Here is a 20,843-nt window from a genome sequence, read left to right on the forward strand (position 1 = left end):
CCACCGAAGGGAGACGTTCTGTCCTTAATAAAAACTTTTTTTAATATGAGTATTTTTAAATCATCTATCAATAAGCCGGTTACGACTGCACTTGTTTTTGTGGCCGTGATAGTGATAGGGCTGTTTTCTTTACAACAGTTGCCTATCGATCAGTATCCTGAAATTGATCCGCCTTACATTTCGGTGATGACCTCCTATCCGGGAGCCAACGCCAGCGAGGTGGAAACCAATGTTACCCGTCTGCTGGAGAATAGTCTGAACTCGGTGGACGGATTGAAAGAGTTGACTTCCAGGTCGCAGGACAATATGTCACTGGTTACCCTGGAACTTGAGTGGGGAATGAATCTCGATGAGGTCATTAATGATGTGCGATCGTACATCGATATGGCCAAAGACAACCTGCCCACGGGAGCGGGTACGCCTTTTATCTTTAAGTTCAGCACCAGTTCAATGCCTATTATTATGTATTCGGTAACGGCTGAGGACAGTTATGCAGGACTGGATAAAACTTTGAACGATGTGGTGATTCCACAGCTTAACAGAGTTGATGGAATCGGAAATATTTCTCTTTCCGGAACGCCTGAGCGTTATGTATATGTGGACATCGAACAGGAGAAGCTGGATGCATTTAATATTCCGCTCGAAACAGTGGGAAATGTCATCAGCAGCAACAATCTGAATATGTCTTCGGGTACTGTGAAGATGAATAAAGAACAGTACCAACTTCAGGTGCGTAGCGAGTATGTGGAGAGTTCGGAGATTCGTGACATCGCGGTGACGACCACCAGTGACGGTCGTCAGGTGTTTGTCCGGGATCTGGCAACTGTTCGGGATACCATCAAAGACCTTGCGCTGGATGAGAAAATCAACGGAAGAGAAGGCGTCCGGGTGATTATTGCCAAGCAGTCTGGCGCCAATACCGTTGAAATTTGTAAGGAGGTCAATAAGGAAATGGCAAAAATCCAAAAACTTTTGCCTGCCGATGTGGAGGTGGATATTATTTACGACTCGTCCGACAATATTAAAGATTCCATCAGCAGTCTCGAGGAATCTATCTTATATGCCCTGATGTTTGTTGTTCTGGTGGTATTGCTTTTCCTGGGACGATGGCGGGCCACTTTGATTATCGGTATTACGATTCCCATTGCATTGATCGTGTCGTTTATCTACCTTGCTTTTGTGGGGAGTTCATTGAATATCATTTCTTTGTCGTCGCTTACCATCGCAATTGGTATGGTGGTGGATGATGCCATTGTGGTGCTCGAAAATATTACCAAGCACATCGAACGGGGCTCCAGTCCACGTGAGGCTGCAATTTATGCCACCAATGAGGTGTGGGTGTCAGTAATCGCAACAACCATGGTAATTGCTGCGGTGTTCGTTCCCCTTACGATGCTGGGAGGATTGGCAGGAATCATGTTTAAGGAGCTGGGATGGATTGTAACCATCGTGGTAGTTACCTCAACAGTAGTGGCTATTTCGTTAACTCCGATGTTGACTTCCAAATTGCTTAAAGCCCGCGATTTTAAAGTGGATGCCAAAGGGCACATCATCCCGGAAGAGCCTAAGCGTAACTGGTATCAGAAGTATGTGGTGGGTGCTCTTGACCGGCTGGATGGCTGGTACTCCAGGGTTCTTCGTTTCTCTCTGAACCATAAGAAACTGACTTTGCTGGTTGTGGTGGTGTTGTTTTTCATTTCTTTAATGCCTGTTTTCTTGGGAGTTATCGGTACCGACTTCATGCAGCAGAGTGATCAGGGACGGATTTCCGTTACGGTTGAATTGAACCGGGGAACACGGGTTGAAGAAACCATAAAGACCGCTCGCAGGCTGGAAACCCGGTTTTCTGAACTCGCTCCTGAAATAGAAATGGTGGCGACCACAACCGGTTCCAATGATGAAGCCAGTGTCTCTGCGCTTTTTGCATCCTCAAGCAACAATAAGATTGCCATGACGGTTGTGCTCAGAGATAAGGATGAGCGTGAACGCAGCGTATTTGAGATTGCAGAACTCTTCAGACAGGAGATGTCTGAGTATCCGGAGATTATCGATTATCAGGCCAGCGTGTCCAGTGGAATGGGGGGGTCTGCTTCTACTGTTGATGTGGAAATCTATGGTCATGATTTTGACAAAACCAATATTTTGGCCGAAGAGGTTCAGCATATTATCAGAGCCAATGTGCCAGGCGCCCGTGATATCACCATCAGCAGAGATGAAGATCGTGCGGAGTTGAAAATTGATGTGGACAAGGAAAAGCTTGCCCGTCACGGATTGGATGCTGCCACTGTGGCGAGCATGGCCTACAATCGCGTGAAAGGAATGTCAGCCAGTTTTCTGAAAGAAGATGGAGAGGAATATCCCATTGTGGTTCGAATAGAGGAAGAAGATCGTAACTCTATTTCAGATATTGAATCACTGACCATTCCCGCCGCCAATGGCAATATCAAACTGAGTGAGATTGCCGATGTGGACGAGTACTGGTCACCACCTACCATTGAGCGTAAACGTCGTCAGCGGATTGTCACCGTTGCCGTTACGCCCTATGAGGTTTCGTTGGGCGAACTGGCCATAGAAATGGAGAAAGCCCTGGATGAAGTGGATGTCCCTCAGGGAGTGACGCTGCGTCTGGCCGGTGACTACGAAGAACAGCAGGAGACATTTGCCGATATCGGACTGCTGCTGGCATTGATTGTGATGTTGGTTTACATCGTGATGGCTTCTCAGTTTGAATCCATGTCCAAGCCCTTTATCATTATGATGTCCGTCCCTTTTGCGATCTCGGGTGTGGTGCTTGCTCTCTGGGTGACTGGTGTGTCGCTGGATATGATTGGGGCACTCGGGGTGGTCATGCTCGTTGGTATTGTGGTGAAAAACGGTATTGTGCTGGTGGATTACATTAATCTGATGCGTGACCGTGGCTATGAGCTGAACGAAGCGATTGCTTTATCCGGTGCTTCCCGACTGCGTCCGGTATTGATGACGGCCTTCACAACCATTCTGGGTATGTTGCCTATGGCCATGAGTACCGGTACGGGTTCGGAAACATGGAGACCTATGGGAATCGTGGTGATTGGCGGATTGTTGGTGTCAACCATGGTCACCCTTATCGTGGTGCCACTGCTTTACGGTATCATGTCCAAACATGGAGAACGTGATAAAGAGGAGAAAACCCGTAAAGAGTTTAAGTTCCTGCAGATTGCAGATGATGAATAATTTTTGAATGATAAAAAGCAGTTTCTCCTCCCCCTCGATTCCGATCGAGGGGAGCCCTGGCTCTCGTTTCTCACGAGTAGGTGAATGTCAAAGACTACGGGTTGTTTGCCTCGATCAGACTAAATAAAAAGGGGATATTTTTGTCAGATAATTAAAAATTCTATAGAAATGAAAGCAGTATTTATAATATTTAATCAGGCCAATACCGAACGTGTAGAGTATATGCTTGATCAGTTGGAGATAAGAGGATTTACCTTTTGGGAACAGGTGCAGGGACAAGGATCTCTGACCGGGGAGCCTCGTCGCGGAACCCATACGTGGCCCGAAATGAATTCGGCCATCATCACCATGGTTGAGGATGATAAGGTCGATGTGTTGCTTAAAACAGTTCACAAACTGGATATACGTAATAAAGCCATTGGTGTGCGTGCATTTGTATGGGATATTACGCAGTCGTATTAGGTCGAAAGAAAAAATATTGGGTATGAAGAATAAAGTCTTAGATCTCGACCGCATCATGAATCTCTATTTTCGTTACGGCGTTAAAAACCTGACTATGGATGATGTGGCTCAGGAATTGGGGATTTCAAAAAGAACGCTTTATCAGCAGGTAACTACCAAAAATGAGTTGGTTGATATGGTGCTGAATGACCAGTTCTCAAAGTACAGGGAGGCAGTGTCTTCCATCGTTGATAAAGAGGATGGCAGCATCCGTAAACTCTATTGCGTTTACAAGTTGATTGCTGATTTTTTTAAGCCATTGACCCCTGTTTTTGTTTATTCATTAAATAAAATGAGTTCAAAACTGGCCGAAGAATTGCATCGAAAATACAACGATTTTATAGTTGAAATATTCGGTCGGATTGTGGATGAGGGGGAAGAAGAGGGAATCTTCCTGGTGCGATTTAAAGATGATTTTGCCCGTTTGGTGGCTGGTTATCTTTTTCAGACCAATGAGAAAGGAGCGGTGTTACAGATGGCTGAAATTGACTTGAACAATGCTTTTTATTTGCAGACCAGTGGTGTATGCACCGATCACGGACGAAAAGTGTTGAACCAGTTGATGGATAATCCGAAACTATTGACAGCATAGATTAAGGTTACATTTATCCTTGTTTTGAGCGGGGTTTCTGTTTTTGCAGAATCCTCGCTTTTTTATGTTCGGATTTCTGAAACCAGAAGGTAATCCTCAAAAGATTTTATATATTTGAGTATTGTGTTCTGTATGTGGTAACTATATCCAATAAACTGTGGCATCCTGGGATAAGGATAAATTTTCAAATGATATTCCATCCAACTATTTTCTGGAAACCCGACAGAATGGCTATTGGAGAAATACTTATGAGTCAGCTCAAATTGTCGAAGCCATTCTGCCTGATTTGCTGGGGGATAAATCAAAAGTGAGCAAGCCAGAGCTGCAATTGACCGGTGATGTCACTAAAACGGTTACCCAATTTCCCTTTGAGATGCAGTTAGCACCATCACAACAAGTGGAAATCACTAAAACAGGAGACTTTCCGGTTTACCTGACTTCATATCAGCGCTTTTGGAACAGTCGGCCTGTTTTAAAAAAGAATGATTTTGAGATTTCCACCAGTTTTGACAATGGAGCTTCTGTTAAGTTGGAGTCTGGGCAGGAAACCATGCTCATTGCCCGGGTAACGGTTAAGAAGGATGCTGAGTATGTGATGATTAATATTCCGGTGCCGGGAGGTTGTTCGTATGGCAATAAGCCAAACAATCGCGGAATAGAATCGCACCGGGAATATTTCAGAAACGAAACAACCATTTTTTGCGATTATCTGCCCAAAGGAGATTATACTTTTGAGATTGAGCTGATTGCCAGATATGGCGGTACCTATACGGTCAATCCTGCAAAAGTGGAATTGATGTATTTTCCGATATTCAATGCCAATAATGAAATAAAAATAATCAGAATTAAATGAAAAACATTCTAATCATTAACGGTCATCCCGACAAAATTAGTTTTTGCCACAGCCTGGCGATAAGTTATAAAGCAGGATGCGAATCCCAAAATGCGAATTGTACTTTGGTAAATCTTGCGGATCTTCATTTCGATCCCATTTTGCATTATGGTTACAGGCAGAGAACAGAACTGGAGCCCGATCTGGTCCAAATGCAGGAAGCCATTTTGAAAGCGGATCATCTGGTATTTGTTTATCCTACCTGGTGGGGGACTTATCCTGCTTTGCTGAAAGGTTTTTTCGATCGTGTTTTTCTTCCAGGTTTTGCTTTCAAATATCGCGAGAATTCGCTCTTTTGGGATAAATACTTCAAGGGAAAAACGGCCCGACTTATTGTAACGATGGATACCCCTAAATGGTATTATTCTTTGATTTACAAAAGTCCCGGGCATAACTCTTTGCGTAAAGGAATTCTGGAGTTCTGCGGAATCAAACCGGTTCGGATTTTAGCATTTGGCCCGGTAAAAAATTCGGATGATAAAAAACGGGAAAAGTGGCTGAGCCAGGTTACAAAACTTGGTGCTGAGTTGAAATAAAGATACTTTCTGAAGATCTATGATTCTTTGGTCTCTGATAATTCTTTTTTTTTGAAAATGTTGTATTTTGTATATGGCAGGTTGAGTGTGAGATAAATAATTAAATTTTCTTTTGATGTTGTTTGGGTTATTGTATTTTAGGTGATTAACAACAAATATTATTTAAGGGATGACAAAGCCTGTATTAAAATATGAAATCATTGAAGAACCCGGATTGATTGTACGTTATCTAAAGGGCCAAATTGATTTAAACTCTTTGTTTTCCATGATGTTGGAAAGTGCAGAGGAAAAAAGATATCGTAATGATTTTCAAGTTCTTTATGATATCCGGGAAGCCGAATTTGTAGTCAGAAAAAATTCAATTGAGGATTTCCTGGCCAAAGTCCGGGGTAATTCTGATATTCTTGTGCGTAAAAGAGTCGCATTTCTAACGATGAATCCCAATCAGGTTGTCTTTAGCTCTCTACTAAATCGTTTTGCCGTTACGGGTATTTTCTCTTTGGAAACTTGTTCCACCCTTCCGGCTGCATTGAGCTTTTTGAATGTTGATTCATCATTTTATCAGGAGGTTGAGAGTGTGTTAATTGCGCTCAAGGAGGCGGATCATTGAACAGTAAATGAAGTACCAATGAAATTTTGAATATATCTAAAACCCGCTTTTCTTTAATGGCGGGTTTTTTGGAATTGATGCTGAAAAAAGCCGGCTTCAGAAACCGGCTTTTTTATTTTAAATCTTCTGTTTAACCTCCAATTACAGTTCCAAATCCACATTATGTTGTTCATGCCAGGGCAATCCGCGTTTATTGAGCTCTTCCAGAAACGGATCGGGATTAAACTCCTCTACGTTGAAAACGCCGGGTTCCTTCCACAGTCCTTTGAGGAACATCATAGCACCGATAGTGGCGGGTACGCCGGTAGTATAACTTACGGCCTGAGTTCCTGTTTCCTTGTAAGCCTCTTCATGGTCGCAATTATTGTAGATGTAGTAAGTTTTCTCTTTTCCGTCTTTTAATCCTTTGATGCGACAACCAATGGATGTCTGTCCTTTATAGTTTTCGCCCAGATCACCGGGATTGGGCAATACAGCTTTCAGGAATTCGATGGGAACAATATCCACCCCATTAAATTTTACCGGTTCAATTCCGGCCATCCCAATGTTTTGAATCACACGCAGGTGGGTCAGGTATTCCTGACCAAACGTCATCCAGAAACGGGCTCTTTTCAGAGTGGGGAAGTTTTTAACCAACGATTCGAGCTCTTCATGATAGATGAGGTACGACTCTTTGGGGCCGATTTCGGGATAATTCAGCGGCTTGTGAATTTCGTGGGGCTCGGTGAGTTTCCATTGTCCGTTTTCCCAGTATTTTCCTTTCTGGGTTACCTCCCTGATGTTGATTTCAGGGTTGAAATTGGTAGCGAAAGGTTTTCCATGGTCACCTGCATTGCAATCCACAATGTCGAGAAAATGCAATTCGTCGAAATGATGTTTGGCAGCATAGGCGGTAAAAATGGAGGTAACTCCCGGGTCAAAGCCACACCCCAGAATAGCAGTGAGTCCGGCTTCTTTAAATTTTTCCTGATAAGCCCATTGCCATTTATATTCAAATTTTGCTTCCTCTTTGGGTTCGTAATTGGCCGTGTCAAGATACGAAACCCCTGTTTCCAGACAGGCATCCATGATGGTCAGATCCTGGTATGGCAGTGCCACGTTGACAACCAGATCCGGTTTGTAGCTGTTAATCAGTTCTACCAGTTCCGGCACATTATCAGCATCTACCTGTGCTGTTTGAATACGGTTTCCACCAATTTTTTCTGCAATGGCATCGCATTTGCTTTTGGTGCGACTTGCCAGTATTATTTCAGAAAAAACTTCAGGAATGGAGGCCATCTTATGGGCCACCACTGTGCCGACACCTCCGGCGCCAATAATTAATACTTTACCCATTTTCTGATTTACATTTTTTTGGTTTGAAAATACCCTTTAATTATGGCAGCAAAGAAATGAATTTTTTTAATCTCTTTACCTTATGGGTCGATTAATATAGCAATTTTATATTTTTACTGCGAATTTAAACCGTTAAAATAATGAACAATGTAATTAAAGGACTTTTGTTCCTCCTGGTGATGGTTGTTGTTTGCTCATGCCAGCCATCTGTCGAGCAAAGAGTCGTAGGATTTTACAATTTAGAGAATTTGTTTGATACCATGGATGATCCGGATGTGAGGGATGAAGTATTCACTCCGGAAAGTGAAAAGAAATGGGATGTTAACCGTTATCAGCGAAAGCTTCAGAATATGGCTTCTGTAATATCAGGGATAGGAGCGGCCGAAGTAGTAGGTGCTCCTGCTGTGCTGGGGCTTTGCGAAATGGAGAACCGGGAAGTGTTAGAAGATCTGGTATCAACCGACAGGCTTAAAGCATTCAATTATCAGATTATTCATCAGGATTCTCCTGATAAGCGCGGTATTGATGTGGCACTGATTTACCGACCGGAAATTTTTAAACCTGAATCATACCGAGCCGTTCCTCTTTTCATCCAGGGGGAGGAGGGAGAGCGCATTTACACCCGTGATCAGTTGGTCGTTACAGGGGCGCTTGATGGTGATCGCATGCATTTTATTGTGAACCACTGGCCATCTCGTTATGGGGGGAAAGAACGCAGTATCCCGTTGCGAAAGGCCGCTGCTGAATTAACCCGTTCATTGGTCGATTCTATTGCGTCGGCAGATGCAGATGCCCGCATTGTTGTAATGGGTGACCTTAACGATGATCCGGTGGATGTGAGTGTGAAAAAATATCTGAAGGCAGGGGTGACTTCGCAACAAATAGGTAGTGACAGTCTCTTTAATGCTACAGCTCCGTTGTTTTTTGAAGGTCGTGGAACACTCTGTCACCGTGATTTTTGGAATTTATTTGATCAGATTATCGTTACTCCTAATCTGATGGATGCTAATTCCGGGAAACATCATATCGTTAAAACAGAAATTTACGATAAGCAGTACTTACGTCAGCAGGAGGGTGATTATAGTGGCTATCCCTTTCGGACTTTTGTAGGTAATTGGTATCACGGTGGATACAGCGATCATTTTGCAAGCTATGTTGTGTTGAAGAAAAAGTAGGAAGAGAATTAAAACTCAATCCCCTTCCTTGCTTTTACATCTTTTTGATAATAATGACTGACCTCTTTCATTTCGGTGACGAGGTCAGCTTTTTTTATAAGCTCGGGAGGGGCGTAGCGACCTGTGATGACCAGCTCGGTATTTTCAGGGACTTCATCAAGCATCGCCAGAACCTCTTCGAGTTTGATCAATTGATAATAGAGGGCGATGTTTAATTCATCCAGCACCATCAGGTCGTATTTACCCGATTTGATTAACTCTTTTACTGTCAGCAAGCCTTCCTGAGCAGCTTTGTAATCTTCCGGTTCCGGATCCCGTTTAATAAAGCACTTCCGTCCAAATAACTGATGATCTATTTGGGGTATTTGCTCGGTAATGAGTTTTACTTCGCTGTAAGCCATTCCTTTAACAAACTGCCCAAAGAATATTTTCTTTCCTGCTCCTGCAGCTCTTACGGATAATCCCAGTGCGGCTGTGGTTTTACCTTTTCCGTTGCCTGTATAGATGTGAATCATGGAGTAAAGATAAGTAAATTCCCGGGAATGGTGCAGAGGGCAATGACTCTGACGCTCATTCCTCAACCCTCACCACTCAACCCTTCTACTGTCTGAAACGGACCTCAATTTCGTCAACCTCCTCCATCAGTTGGGCAAACTTTTGGGTATCGGTTTCTCCCATTTTGTAATGATATGGGAACAAAACGGTTGGCATTACCATCAGGGCGGCTTCTTTACACATCTCAGGACTCATCGTGTAAGGAAGGTTCATGGGCAGAAAAGCGATGTCTATTTTTCCCAGATCTTTCATCTCCGGGATATTTTCAGTATCTCCGGCCACATAGACTTTGGTGTCTCCGAATTCTATGACATAGCCGTTCCCCCGGCCTTCTGGGTGGTATGCCGTGCCATCCTCACGTTTGTGGACAATATTGTAAGCAGGAACAGCACTAATCTTCCATCCTAAACCTTCTGTTTTATCTCCGTTTTCCAGTACATTACCTTTTTTGAGTGCATCGAATCCGGCCTGGTTGATGAATATTTGTGTATTTTCTTTTGAAATCAGTTCAATGGTTCCCGCATCCAGATGGTCCCCATGCTCATGAGTGATTAGAATTAGATCGGCTTTAGGCATGGAGGCGTAATCTCCCATTTGCCCAAAAGGATCTATGTGAATTACTTTGTCATTGACTTCGAACCAAAGTGAGGCGTGCCCAACATGGTGAATGGTTAACGTTCCAATGGAGGTTTCAAAACCATCCTTTTTAATTTCCTGTGCATTGGAGGTAACGGTGCCTGTGAAAAATAAGGCAAGTATCACACTAAGCAGTTGTAAAGTATTCTTTTTCATAGTATTCATGTTTTTTTGATGTTCTTGTTATTTATAACTGCTTTTTGGCGTAAATGTTTTGGGTTTGGGGGAGAATGAGCATAGGGCATGGTGCATCGTGAATACGGAGCCTGAAGGGCTGCCATGTTTATACCTGTTCGCCAAATCGTAGAACACCGCCTCTGAAAGTGTCGTATGTTTAAGTGATAGTAAGATGTGATTTTTTTGAATGAACGAAATATTTATTTGATACTCATATTTGTGATGAGCCAAAGGAATAAGCCAAAAAAAAGGACACCAATATTGATGTCCTTTTAAAATTATATTATTTCAGCTTTTTTTACTGCAAACTTGCAATTTTATCTCCCTGGTATTTTCCGGCAGCCAGTTTTCCTTTGATTTCAGCGAAGGCTTTTACCGTAAATTCCACATCCTCGAGGGTATGTGCGGCAGTGGGAATCAGACGCAGCATAATTTGTCCTTTAGGAATGACGGGGTAAACAACGATGGAGCAGAAAAGATTGTAATTTTCACGCAGGTCCATGGTGAGATTGGTTGCTTCTGGTATTGTTCCGTTCAGGAATACAGGAGTAACCGGTGATTCAGTGACTCCAAGGTTGAAACCTTCTTCACGCAATCCTTTTTGGAGTGCTTTCACTACCGTCCACAGTTGTTCTTTAAGCTCGGGGCTGTTTTTCAGCAGTTCCAGACGCTTCAATGCTCCAATTACCATAGGCATGGGCAATGACTTGGCGAAAATCTGGGAGCGCATATTGTAGCGCAGATATTGAATGACATCTTCCCGGCTGGCAACAAATGCACCAATTCCGGCCATTGATTTGGCAAATGTTCCGAAAATTACATCCACCTTATCTGTAACGCCGTAGTGTTCGGCGACTCCGGCTCCGGTTGTTCCCATGGTTCCAAATCCGTGGGCATCGTCAACCAAAAGGCGGAAGTCATATTTTTCTTTCAGGGCAGTGATTTTATGTAAGTGACCCAAATCTCCTGCCATTCCGAAAACACCTTCTGTGATCACAAGGATACCACCTCCTGATTCCCGGGCCCGGTTGGTGGCCATTTTTAGCATTTTGTCGCATCGCTCAATGTCGTTGTGCGGGAATACAAAGCTTTTTCCTCCTTTTGCCTTATGGAGAAAAACACCATCCATAATACAGGCATGTGACTCGGAGTCATAAACGATGACATCTTTGCGGGTTGCCAGGGTATCAATAATAGAAACCATTCCCTGGTAACCGAAGTTGAGCAGGTAAGCATCGTCTTTACCAACGAAGTCTGCAAGTGCACTTTCCAGCTCTTCGTGTTTGCTGGTATGGCCTGACATCATACGGGCTCCCATTGGATAACCAAGTCCCCATTCTTTAGCCGCGTCGGCATCTGCTTTGCGAACTTCGGGATGATTGGCCAAGCCGAGATAGTTGTTCAGACTCCAGGTAAGAACTTCTTTTCCACGAAAGATCATGTGCGGATTTATCTCACCTTCCAGCTTTGGGAAAGCAAAATAACCGTGGGCGTCTTTGCCATATTGGCCAAGTGGCCCCATGTTTTGACTTATTTTATCAAAAATATCCACTTTACTATAGCTTTTTAGATTTTACGGGCAAAGGTAATGTTTTTTGTTTATTTCTATTGTTCCTGCCAAAAAACCATGTAATGAAGTGTATTCTTGTTCTGATTATTTCTCTGTGGCCTGGTTTTTGATAATCATGAGCGTCAATGATTGAAAAAGAAAAAACACTTCAAGAACTGTTTTTTTAAAGTAAAACCGTATCTTTGCACGGAATTTTGTCAATATCTGTTTTGGTTATTGAACCTGATTCAGCAAATGCACAAAAAGCGCATATTTACAATGAGGAAATTGCTTGTATTACTGGCCGTTGTATTATTGGCCTCCTGTAGCGAATATCAGAAAATATTAAAAAGTACCGATTACGACCTGAAATATGAAAAGGCGTTGGAGTATTATGAGGAAGGCGATTATATGCGCGCTTCTACATTGCTTCAGGAGCTGATTTCTGTGTTTATGGGGACCGCCCGGGCAGAAGAAGCACAATATAAATATGCCAACGCACTTTACGAAATGCGTGACTATATCAGTTCGGTTCATTTTTTCCGGGATTTTGTAAAGAAATATCCCAATAGTGAATATGCTGAAAAGTCACAATTTATGGTGGGAGCCAATTATTATCAGATGTCTCCCAAACCGCGACTGGATCAGACAGATACTCAGAATGCCATTGAATCGCTGGAGCTGTTTCTAAGCCTTTATCCACAGAGTGAAATGGCCGATGAAGCCGTTACCATGATTGAAGAGATGGAGGAGAAGTTGGTATATAAATCTTATTTAAGTGCCAAACTTTATTATCACCTTGGTACTTATATGGGAAACAATTACCATTCGGCCGTAATTACAGCCCGCAACAGCCTGGATGAATTTCCCGATACTGAATACCGTGAAGAGCTGTCGTTCCTCATTCTGGATTCACTGTTTATTCAGGCAACAAACAGTGTGAAGGAAAAGGAAGAAGATCGTTTGAGGCTTACGCTGGATGAGTATTATGCTTTCATTAATGAATTTCCTGAAAGCTCATACATGAAAGAGGCCAATAAGATTTTTGAAGATGTAACATCGATGTTAGAACCATATAACAATTAAATTTTCATTGCAATGGATTATAAAAAGTCAAATGCGCCATTGAGTACTATTACCTGGGATACTCAGGAGATGTCGGCTCAAACCGGAAACATCTATGAGACGGTGATGATTATAGGTAAAAGGGCCAATCAGATTGGTGTTGAGATGAAAGAAGAGCTCAATAAAAAATTGCAGGAATTTGCTTCATATACCGATAACCTTGAAGAGGTTTTTGAGAACAGAGAGCAAATTGAAATCTCCAAGTTTTATGAGCGTCTTCCCAAGCCGTCTCTGCTTGGTGCTCAGGAGTATGTTGAGGGGAAAATTTACTATCGTAATCCCGCCAACGATAAGGCTGAAGACGAACAATAGAAAATATTTCAAAAAGGCTTCCCTGCTTTTGCGGGGAAGCTTTTGTTGTTTTCAGGATTGTTGAATCTGTTCCATGAACCAAGGAACATTAAATTCCCCGGATGCTGAAAGGAAAGAAGGTTATTTTAGGTGTCACCGGCAGTATTGCTGCGTATAAATCTGTTTTGTTACTTCGCCTTTTGGTGAAAGCCGGTGCCGAAGTGCAGGTCATTATCACTCCTGCCGGCAAAGAGTTTATTACCCCTGTTACGTTATCTGCCCTTTCGGGCAAAGCTGTTCTCTCCGATTTTTTTGCCAACAAAGATGGCACATGGCATAGTCATGTGGATCTTGGCTTATGGGCCGATATTATGGTTGTTGCTCCGGCCAGTGCCAATACCATGGGTAAAATGGTCAATGCTATTTGTGACAACCTGTTAATTACGACTTATCTTTCGGCGAAATGTCCTGTGCTTGTTGCTCCTGCTATGGACCTGGATATGTATGCCCATCCGGCAAATCAAAGAAACATTGAGCAGTTGCGTACTTTTGGGGCCCATATTGTGGAACCCGGTACCGGAGAATTGGCCAGTGGCCTTGAAGGAAAAGGGAGAATGGAAGACCCGGAGGTAATTGTTCAGAGAATTACGGAAATTCTGGGCAATCAAAAAAAAAAGACACTGACTGGTAAAAAGGTGCTTGTCACTGCCGGGCCTACCTACGAAAATATTGATCCTGTTCGTTTTATCGGAAATTATTCATCAGGCAAAATGGGGTTTGCTATCGCCGAGGCACTTGCAGACAAAGGGGCGGAGGTGAAACTGGTGGCAGGGCCGGTAAATCTTTCAGTTGCTCACCCATCAATTAAGCGTGCCGATGTAGTTTCTGCCAGAGAAATGGACAGTGCCTGCCGGGAAATATTTCCCGATTGTGATGCTGCTGTTTTTTCTGCGGCGGTGGCCGATTATGCGCCGGCCAATCTTTCTGCTGATAAAATTAAACGAACCGGAGAAGAATTGAATCTTCAATTGAAACCCAATCCTGATATTGCAGCCAATATGGGGGCCCTGAAGGAAGATCATCAGGTAACTGTTGGTTTTGCACTGGAGACTTCCAATGAGGAAGCCAATGCTCTTAATAAAATCAAAAAAAAGAATTTTGATTTTATTGTGCTTAACTCACCGAATCGTGCCGGTGAGGGCTTTATGACCGATACCAACCGTATTACAATAATTCATAAAGACCATAAAAAAGAAAATTTTCCGTTAAAGAGTAAGAAAGAGGTTGCTGGAGATATTGCTTCAGCCCTGGAAAAAATTCTTTTGAAATGAGAAAACTGATTTTTGTATCTTTCTTTTTGCTGATGTCTCTGATGGCTGCGTCCGGGCAGGAACTGCGTTGCAATGTTCAGGTAGTAGCTCCATCCGTTCAGGGGACCAATCGTAATGTGTTTCAGACATTGCGTGAGACCATTTATGAATTTATGAACAACCAGCAGTGGACCAATCATCAGTATGAGAACTCCGAACGCATTGAGTGCACCTTTCATTTTACCATCGACGAAGTAATAGGAGTGGATCAGTTCAGAGGCTCCATGCAGATACAGGCTCGTCGACCGGTTTACAATTCTGCTTATTCCACCACTACGTTGAATCTTAAAGATGATAATGTGGATTTCAGGTATGGTGAATATGAACAACTGGTTTACAATAAAAACAATATTGAATCCAACCTGGTGGCACTATTAGCTTATTATGCCAATATTGTCCTGGGGTATGACTATGATACTTTCAGTCCTGAAGGTGGAACAACCTGGTTTGAAGAGGCTGAACGCATTGTAGGGATGATGCAAAATGCCCGTGAAAGCGGTTGGAAACAATTTGAAAGTCGGCAGAACCGCTACTGGCTGGTGGATAATCTGCTAGAAGAAGACCACAGACCCTTGCGGGAGTTTTATTATGAATATCATCGCACTGGTTTGGATCAGATGTCCGAAGATCCGGAGGAGGGAAGAGCAAATATTGCGGAATCGATGGATTTGTTGAAAAAAGTTTACAGAACAGACCCCAGTTCGTTTGCTTTGCAGGTGTTATTTGATGCCAAGCATCAGGAATTTGTCAATATTTTCTCGGAATCTTTCTCCATGGAGAAGGCAGAGGTTGTCAATACCCTTTCAGAAATCAATCCTACCAATTCGGATGCTTATCAGAAATTGCTTAAAGATAATTAATGTAATATGCTGAAATCTTTATCCATAAAGAATTATGCGCTGATTGATAAGGCCGTTATCGAATTTGGTTCCGGCTTTACTGTTATTACAGGCGAAACAGGTGCCGGAAAATCTATCATGCTGGGTGCTCTGGGACTTGTGCTGGGGCAACGAAGCGATGTTTCTGTCATTGGAGATAAGGAGAATAAGTGTGTTATTGAGAGTGTTTTTGATGTATCCAAATACGGATTACAGGTGCTCTTCGAAGAAGAAGATGTGGATTATGAAGATGAAACAGTGCTGAGACGGGAAATTCTTCCGTCCGGGAAGTCTCGTGCTTTTGTCAATGATACTCCTGTCAACCTGAATTTTCTGAAGTCTTTATCCGACAAGCTGATTGATGTTCATTCGCAGCATCAGAATCTGCTTCTGGGGGATAATCATTTTCAGTTAAATGTGGTGGATACCGTCGCTTCAAATCGCCAAATACTTGAAAGTTACCGCGAAGCATATCATACATACAGGAAATTACTTACAGCTAAGAAAAAACTGGAGGAACTCAATGCCCGTCAGCGTAATGATCAGGATTATTGGGAGTTTCAGTTTAAACAATTGGAAGAGGCTAACCTTCAGAAAGGGGAGCAATCCGAATTGGAGCTGGAGTTGGAAACCCTTTCGCATGTGGAAGAGATAAAATCAGCTTTATCGCAGGCTTCCATGACCCTTTATGAAAGTGAGCAACCCATGGTGCAGGAGTTGTTTCATCTGAAAGAGGCTTTGCAACGAATTTCACCTTATCTTCCTCAGGGCGAAGAATTGTCCGGACGCCTGAACTCTGTCTATATTGAACTTAAAGATATTGCCGAAGAGATCACTGAGCGTGGCACTGAGGTGGAGTTTGACCCTGGACGTCAGCAATTAATTCAGGAGCGTTTGGATATGATTTACTCTCTTCAGCAAAAACATCATGTTGATTCTGTGGAGGCACTTTTGGAAATAAGAGAGGATCTCTCCTCCAAACTTGAGCAGCTGGCTTCCTTTGATGAAGAGTTGGTGGGGGTGGAAAAAGAGATTGCTGCAGCACTGAAAATACTGCAGGACCAGTCAAACTCATTGACAAAAAGCCGCGAAAAGGTCTTCACACAGATTGAGGGGTTTATTCAGGGACAATTGCGTGAACTGGGAATGCCTAATGCCAGATTTTCTGTTTCCAACCAAAAAAGTGCAGATTTTGGTCCTGAAGGTCAGGATGAGATTGCTTTTCTTTTTTCTGCCAATAAAAGTGCACAACTTACCGATATTCCAAAAGTAGCCTCCGGAGGCGAAATCTCCAGGGTGATGCTTTGCATAAAATCGCTTCTTTCGGATGCCAAAGGATTGCCTACCATTATCTTTGATGAGATAGATACCGGTGTATCCGGAGAAATAGCTGACCGGATGGGGCGCATCATGCAGTTGATGGGGAAGAATATTCAGGTTATCAGTATCACACACCTTCCACAGATTGCCGGAAAAGGCAATCGTCACTTCAAAGTTTTCAAAACAGAAACCGATCATCAAACCATTTCCTCTGTTAAGTTGTTAAGTAATGACGAAAGAATAAATGAAATTGCAGGGATGCTTAGTGGGTCAAGCGTTACGGATGCCGCCCTTGAAAACGCCCGCTTTTTAATGGAAAATTGATGTTACTGACAAAAAACACCCGCTTTTACATACATTTCAATCACAAATGATGCTTTTTAATACCTAATTGGTGTGTAATTTTGTTAAATGTCTCTTGCAGCTTGTTGTGCAAGGTTTTGTGTGTCAGAGATTAGACTTATTTTAAAATAGATTCGATTAATATAAGGTGACCGGATTCTTTTACCGGCAGTGAATTTGCAATATATTTGCAGCCTGAAAAACATTTTACCGATATGGGAAATAACTTGTTAAAAGGGAAACGGGGGATTATTTTCGGCGCCCTCAATGATATGTCAATCGCCTGGAAAGTTGCCGAACTGGCTCACGAAGAGGGAGCCACTTTCACATTGTCAAATACTCATGTGGCCTGCCGCATGGGGGAGGTGACCAACCTGGCAGAGAAAACAGGAGCAACCCTGCTGCCTGCTGATGCCACCAATGTTGAGGATCTTGAAAATGTTTTCAAACAATCAACTGAAATTCTGGGCGGCAAAATCGATTTTGTTCTGCATTCAATCGGGATGTCTCTTAATGTAAGAAAGAAGAGAGTCTATCACGATCTGGACTATAATTATCTTCAGAAAACACTGGACATTTCTGCTATTTCATTCCACAAGATGTTGCAGGTGGCTTTTAAGCTGGATGCAATGAGTGAATGGGGATCTGTGCTTGCACTTTCTTATGTTGCTGCTCAACGTACCCTTTACGGATACAATGATATGGCGGATGCGAAAGCATTGCTCGAGTCTATTGCCCGTAGTTTCGGGTATATTTTCGGACGGGAGCGTAAAGTCAGGGTTAATACAATCAGTCAGTCACCTACGGTAACTACCGCTGGTAGTGGGGTAAAAGGGTTTGATGGATTGGTGGATTTTGCCGATCGTATGTCACCTCTTGGCAACGCTGATGCACAGGATTGTGCCAATTTCTGTGCCCTCATGTTCTCCGATTATGCCCGGAAAGTGACTATGCAAAACCTGTATCACGATGGAGGATTTGCAAGTATGGGTATGAGTATGCGTGCAATGAAGCAGTACAATAAGAGTTTTGATTCCGGAGAGTTGAGTGACATGTATTAAAGAGAATAGCCTGATGCATGCAGTTTTGCTATAAGTATTTGTAGAACAGTTGTTTTGTTTGAGGAGGATTCTATGGGTAAAAGATTGGATTCTTGATTTTTTTTGACTTTTAAGAATCTAACATTCTATTGTTTATATGGCCATTCCTTTTTTTGGGAATGGCCTTTTTATTAAGTATATTTGGAGCCGATTTTAAAAGCATGTATTTATTTAAAGATTAACTGATACTGTTGATTTTGATAGCATATCGGATAATCTCAGCAAAAGAATAAAGATAAATGGACAAATACCAGATTAACCACCTTAAGGAGTTGGAAGCTGAATCTATTTTTGTGATTCGCGAAGTTGCCGCCCAGTTTGAGAACCCGGTGATGTTATTCTCGGGGGGGAAAGATTCTATTGTGATGTTTCATCTGGCCCGAAAGGCTTTTTGGCCTGCTAAGGTGCCATTCCCGTTGATGCATATTGATACAGGGCACAACTTCCCTGAGACAATTCAATACCGTGACGACCTGATGGAAAAAACCGGTGCCCGCTGTATTGTGAAATATGTTCAGGACACCATTGATCAGGGTAAGGCAGTGGAAGAAACCGGTGTGAATGCAAGTCGCAACAAAATTCAAACCATTACTTTGCTGGATGCCATTGAACAGGAAAAGTTTGATGCTGCAATGGGAGGTGGACGCCGTGATGAAGAGAAAGCTCGTGCGAAAGAGCGCTTTTTTTCACATCGTGACGAGTTTGGTCAGTGGGACCCCAAGAATCAGCGTCCCGAACTCTGGAACTTGTTCAACGGGAAGAAGAATATGGGAGAGCATTTCCGTGTATTCCCCATCAGTAACTGGACCGAGATGGATGTGTGGCAATACATTTATATGGAGGAGATTGAGTTGCCTTCACTATACTTTACTCATAAAAGAGAGGTGTTTCAGCGTGACGGTGTATGGATGGCAAAAGCACCTTTTATGCAGTTGAAAGAGGGTGAAAAGCTGGAAATGCGTGATGTTAGATGTCGTACCATTGGTGATGTAACATGTACCGGAGTTTCTCTTTCAACGGCTAATAACCTTCAGGACATTATTCAGGAAGTCGCTGCAACCCGTGTTACAGAACGTGGTGGCCGTGCCGATGATAAACGTTCTGAATCTGCAATGGAGGATCGCAAACGAGAGGGGTACTTTTAAAGGGCCCCCTAAATCCCCCCAAGAGGGACTTTCTCTGACGTGTTGGCTTGATGGTGAGCCATAAATAAAATATAAATTGATAACTGATCATTGACAATTGCTAACTGGACATTGATCATTGCTAATTGAAACAAAATGAGTGGAAAAGAATCCGGATATTTAGATATGGAGCTTTTGCGTTTTACCACAGCTGGTAGCGTGGATGATGGCAAAAGCACACTAATTGGTCGTTTATTGTTCGACTCCAAAGCCATTTTTGAAGATCAGATGGAGGCTATCGAAAAAGCCAGTCTGCGTTCGGGTGGTGAGGATGTGAATCTTGCTTTACTGACCGATGGTCTGAAGGCAGAAAGAGAACAGGGCATTACCATTGATGTGGCTTACCGATACTTTGCCACCCCCAAAAGAAAATTTATTATTGCCGATACTCCCGGGCATATTCAATATACCCGTAACATGGTTACCGGTGCCAGTACTGCCAATGCGGCCATTATCCTTGTAGATGCACGTCATGGTGTACTCGAGCAGACTCGCCGGCATACTTATATTGCTTCACTTCTGCAAATACCTCATATCATCATTTGTGTGAATAAGATGGATTTGGTGGAATATAAGCAGGATGTTTTTGAACAGATAAAATCTGATGTGGAGGGTATCTCTTCCAAACTGAGTGTGAAAGATGTTCGTTATGTGCCCATTAGCGCGCTGGTAGGTGACAATGTGGTGGATCGCTCTAAAAACATGGATTGGTATGAAGGGCCAACGTTGATGTACCTTCTTGAAAACCTCCATATTGGAAGTGATATTAATCGTGACGACTTCAGGATGCCTGTACAGTATGTGATTCGTCCTCAGTCCAAAGATTATCCTGACTATCGTGGATATGGTGGTCGTATTATGAGTGGAAGTCTTAATGTTGGCGATACTGTAAAAGTTTTGCCCTCGGGCTTTACTTCAAAGGTGAAAACCATCGACTTGTTTACAGAAACTTTGCAGAAAGCGTTTGCTCCACAATCTGTTTCAGTACAATTGGAAGATGACATTGACATCAGTCGCGGAGATATGCTCGTTAAAGAAACCAACGGACATGAGCCGGTGGTTAGTCAGGATATTGATGTGATGCTCTGCTGGTTTAACGAGCGGAAAATGATTCCGGGAGGTAAATATACTTTGCGCCAAACCAGTGCCGAAATGCGTTGCATGATTAAGAGTGTTGATTACAAAATGAACATCAACACGCTTGAGCATGATCCCGACGATCTGGAAGTAAATATGAATGATATTGTACGTGTGAAACTTAGGACTACCAAGCCTTTGTTCTACGATTCTTATAACGTCAACCGTAATACCGGAAGTTTGGTACTTATTGATGAGACTACCAACGAAACAGTTGCGGCAGGAATGATCGTGTAAGACATTTCTTTAATTGATATAAAAAGACCGTCAATGCCTTAGGGTGTTGGCGGTTTTTTTTATTGACAAAAGAGAAGGCCATTAATAA

General features: G+C 42.8%; 19 protein-coding genes. 15 read left to right on the forward strand and 4 right to left on the reverse strand.

Annotation, left to right across the window (positions count from 1 at the left end; translation table 11 throughout):
• Positions 1–45: 45 nt before the first annotated feature.
• The 6 genes from W7W_RS0103520 (at position 46) to W7W_RS0103545 (ending at position 6,344) form a co-directional block, all read left to right on the forward strand.
• Complete coding sequence (locus tag W7W_RS0103520; RefSeq protein WP_010662461.1) at positions 46–3,213, forward strand: efflux RND transporter permease subunit; 3,168 nt, start codon at positions 46–48, stop codon at positions 3,211–3,213.
• Between the two features lie 168 nt (positions 3,214–3,381).
• Complete coding sequence (locus W7W_RS0103525) at positions 3,382–3,675, forward strand: PG0541 family transporter-associated protein (RefSeq protein WP_010662462.1); 294 nt, start codon at positions 3,382–3,384, stop codon at positions 3,673–3,675.
• A 22-nt stretch (positions 3,676–3,697) separates the two neighbouring features.
• Complete coding sequence (locus tag W7W_RS0103530; RefSeq protein ID WP_010662463.1) at positions 3,698–4,306, forward strand: TetR/AcrR family transcriptional regulator; 609 nt, start codon at positions 3,698–3,700, stop codon at positions 4,304–4,306.
• Between the two features lie 157 nt (positions 4,307–4,463).
• A complete protein-coding gene (locus W7W_RS0103535) occupies positions 4,464–5,159 on the forward strand; it encodes an alpha-2-macroglobulin family protein (protein WP_010662464.1) in 696 nt (231 codons plus the stop codon).
• On the forward strand, positions 5,156–5,734 hold the full coding sequence (locus W7W_RS0103540) for an NAD(P)H-dependent oxidoreductase (protein ID WP_010662465.1): 579 nt from the start codon (positions 5,156–5,158) through the stop codon (positions 5,732–5,734). The genes W7W_RS0103535 and W7W_RS0103540 overlap by 4 nt, the downstream gene beginning before the upstream one ends.
• 169 nt (positions 5,735–5,903) lie before the next feature.
• Positions 5,904–6,344, forward strand: a complete 441-nt coding sequence (locus W7W_RS0103545; RefSeq protein WP_010662466.1) for a hypothetical protein — start codon at positions 5,904–5,906, stop codon at positions 6,342–6,344.
• A gap of 141 nt (positions 6,345–6,485) precedes the next feature.
• Here W7W_RS0103545 and W7W_RS0103550 read toward each other — a convergent pair whose 3' ends face one another.
• Positions 6,486–7,679 carry a saccharopine dehydrogenase family protein gene (locus W7W_RS0103550; protein ID WP_010662467.1) on the reverse strand — a complete coding sequence of 398 codons (1,194 nt, stop codon included), beginning with the start codon at positions 7,677–7,679 and terminating at the stop codon, positions 6,486–6,488.
• Positions 7,680–7,819: 140 nt separating this feature from the next.
• Between W7W_RS0103550 and W7W_RS0103555 the strand changes: the two genes are divergently transcribed.
• A complete protein-coding gene (locus W7W_RS0103555) occupies positions 7,820–8,854 on the forward strand; it encodes an endonuclease/exonuclease/phosphatase family protein (protein WP_010662468.1) in 1,035 nt (344 codons plus the stop codon).
• 8 nt (positions 8,855–8,862) lie between these two features.
• On the opposite strand, the gene cobO is transcribed toward W7W_RS0103555, so the two are convergent.
• The 3 genes from cobO to W7W_RS0103570 all read right to left on the reverse strand — a co-directional run bounded on the left by cobO (position 8,863) and on the right by W7W_RS0103570 (position 11,744).
• Complete coding sequence (gene cobO / locus W7W_RS0103560; RefSeq protein ID WP_010662469.1) at positions 8,863–9,369, reverse strand: cob(I)yrinic acid a,c-diamide adenosyltransferase; 507 nt, start codon at positions 9,367–9,369, stop codon at positions 8,863–8,865.
• Positions 9,370–9,454: 85 nt separating this feature from the next.
• A complete protein-coding gene (locus W7W_RS0103565) occupies positions 9,455–10,201 on the reverse strand; it encodes an MBL fold metallo-hydrolase (protein WP_010662470.1) in 747 nt (248 codons plus the stop codon).
• A gap of 319 nt (positions 10,202–10,520) precedes the next feature.
• The gene (locus tag W7W_RS0103570) at positions 10,521–11,744 is read right to left on the reverse strand and encodes an aminotransferase class I/II-fold pyridoxal phosphate-dependent enzyme (protein ID WP_010662471.1); all 1,224 of its coding nucleotides are present in this window, start codon (positions 11,742–11,744) and stop codon (positions 10,521–10,523) included.
• Positions 11,745–12,050: 306 nt separating this feature from the next.
• Here W7W_RS0103570 and W7W_RS0103580 point away from each other — a divergent pair, with 306 nt between their 5' ends.
• From W7W_RS0103580 to W7W_RS0103615, 8 genes are all read left to right on the forward strand, one after another.
• A complete protein-coding gene (locus W7W_RS0103580) occupies positions 12,051–12,857 on the forward strand; it encodes an outer membrane protein assembly factor BamD (RefSeq protein WP_010662472.1) in 807 nt (268 codons plus the stop codon).
• Positions 12,858–12,869: 12 nt separating this feature from the next.
• On the forward strand, positions 12,870–13,208 hold the full coding sequence (locus tag W7W_RS0103585) for a DNA-directed RNA polymerase subunit omega (protein WP_010662473.1): 339 nt from the start codon (positions 12,870–12,872) through the stop codon (positions 13,206–13,208).
• A gap of 101 nt (positions 13,209–13,309) precedes the next feature.
• On the forward strand, positions 13,310–14,518 hold the full coding sequence (gene coaBC / locus W7W_RS0103590) for a bifunctional phosphopantothenoylcysteine decarboxylase/phosphopantothenate--cysteine ligase CoaBC (RefSeq protein WP_010662474.1): 1,209 nt from the start codon (positions 13,310–13,312) through the stop codon (positions 14,516–14,518).
• A complete protein-coding gene (porD, locus tag W7W_RS0103595) occupies positions 14,515–15,417 on the forward strand; it encodes a type IX secretion system protein PorD (RefSeq protein ID WP_010662475.1) in 903 nt (300 codons plus the stop codon). The genes coaBC and porD overlap by 4 nt, the downstream gene beginning before the upstream one ends.
• Before the next feature lie 6 nt (positions 15,418–15,423).
• The gene (recN, locus tag W7W_RS0103600) at positions 15,424–17,079 is read left to right on the forward strand and encodes a DNA repair protein RecN (protein ID WP_010662476.1); all 1,656 of its coding nucleotides are present in this window, start codon (positions 15,424–15,426) and stop codon (positions 17,077–17,079) included.
• A 233-nt stretch (positions 17,080–17,312) separates the two neighbouring features.
• Positions 17,313–18,158 (forward strand): enoyl-ACP reductase FabI, encoded by an 846-nt coding sequence (locus W7W_RS0103605; protein ID WP_010662477.1) that lies wholly within the window; start codon positions 17,313–17,315, stop codon positions 18,156–18,158.
• A gap of 278 nt (positions 18,159–18,436) precedes the next feature.
• On the forward strand, positions 18,437–19,342 hold the full coding sequence (gene cysD / locus W7W_RS0103610; protein ID WP_010662478.1) for a sulfate adenylyltransferase subunit CysD: 906 nt from the start codon (positions 18,437–18,439) through the stop codon (positions 19,340–19,342).
• A gap of 135 nt (positions 19,343–19,477) precedes the next feature.
• Complete coding sequence (locus tag W7W_RS0103615; protein ID WP_029510298.1) at positions 19,478–20,755, forward strand: sulfate adenylyltransferase subunit 1; 1,278 nt, start codon at positions 19,478–19,480, stop codon at positions 20,753–20,755.
• Positions 20,756–20,843: the final 88 nt, after the last annotated feature.

Source organism: Marinilabilia salmonicolor JCM 21150, assembly GCF_000259075.1.
Lineage (GTDB): Bacteria > Bacteroidota > Bacteroidia > Bacteroidales > Marinilabiliaceae > Marinilabilia > Marinilabilia salmonicolor.

What these genes read in the sequence shown, in the direction of transcription:
- W7W_RS0103520 (WP_010662461.1), top strand. Translation starts at nt 46, where the DNA reads ATGAGTATTTTTAAATCATCTATCAATAAGCCGGTTACGACTGCACTT.
- W7W_RS0103525 (WP_010662462.1), top strand. Translation starts at nt 3,382, where the DNA reads ATGAAAGCAGTATTTATAATATTTAATCAGGCCAATACCGAACGTGTA.
- W7W_RS0103530 (WP_010662463.1), top strand. Translation starts at nt 3,698, where the DNA reads ATGAAGAATAAAGTCTTAGATCTCGACCGCATCATGAATCTCTATTTT.
- W7W_RS0103540 (WP_010662465.1), top strand. Translation starts at nt 5,156, where the DNA reads ATGAAAAACATTCTAATCATTAACGGTCATCCCGACAAAATTAGTTTT.
- W7W_RS0103545 (WP_010662466.1), top strand. Translation starts at nt 5,904, where the DNA reads ATGACAAAGCCTGTATTAAAATATGAAATCATTGAAGAACCCGGATTG.
- W7W_RS0103550 (WP_010662467.1), bottom strand. Translation starts at nt 7,679, where the DNA reads ATGGGTAAAGTATTAATTATTGGCGCCGGAGGTGTCGGCACAGTGGTG.
- W7W_RS0103555 (WP_010662468.1), top strand. Translation starts at nt 7,820, where the DNA reads ATGAACAATGTAATTAAAGGACTTTTGTTCCTCCTGGTGATGGTTGTT.
- cobO (WP_010662469.1), bottom strand. Translation starts at nt 9,369, where the DNA reads ATGATTCACATCTATACAGGCAACGGAAAAGGTAAAACCACAGCCGCA.
- W7W_RS0103565 (WP_010662470.1), bottom strand. Translation starts at nt 10,201, where the DNA reads ATGAAAAAGAATACTTTACAACTGCTTAGTGTGATACTTGCCTTATTT.
- W7W_RS0103570 (WP_010662471.1), bottom strand. Translation starts at nt 11,744, where the DNA reads ATGGGGCCACTTGGCCAATATGGCAAAGACGCCCACGGTTATTTTGCT.
- W7W_RS0103580 (WP_010662472.1), top strand. Translation starts at nt 12,051, where the DNA reads ATGAGGAAATTGCTTGTATTACTGGCCGTTGTATTATTGGCCTCCTGT.
- W7W_RS0103585 (WP_010662473.1), top strand. Translation starts at nt 12,870, where the DNA reads ATGGATTATAAAAAGTCAAATGCGCCATTGAGTACTATTACCTGGGAT.
- coaBC (WP_010662474.1), top strand. Translation starts at nt 13,310, where the DNA reads ATGCTGAAAGGAAAGAAGGTTATTTTAGGTGTCACCGGCAGTATTGCT.
- porD (WP_010662475.1), top strand. Translation starts at nt 14,515, where the DNA reads ATGAGAAAACTGATTTTTGTATCTTTCTTTTTGCTGATGTCTCTGATG.
- recN (WP_010662476.1), top strand. Translation starts at nt 15,424, where the DNA reads ATGCTGAAATCTTTATCCATAAAGAATTATGCGCTGATTGATAAGGCC.
- W7W_RS0103605 (WP_010662477.1), top strand. Translation starts at nt 17,313, where the DNA reads ATGGGAAATAACTTGTTAAAAGGGAAACGGGGGATTATTTTCGGCGCC.
- cysD (WP_010662478.1), top strand. Translation starts at nt 18,437, where the DNA reads ATGGACAAATACCAGATTAACCACCTTAAGGAGTTGGAAGCTGAATCT.
- W7W_RS0103615 (WP_029510298.1), top strand. Translation starts at nt 19,478, where the DNA reads ATGAGTGGAAAAGAATCCGGATATTTAGATATGGAGCTTTTGCGTTTT.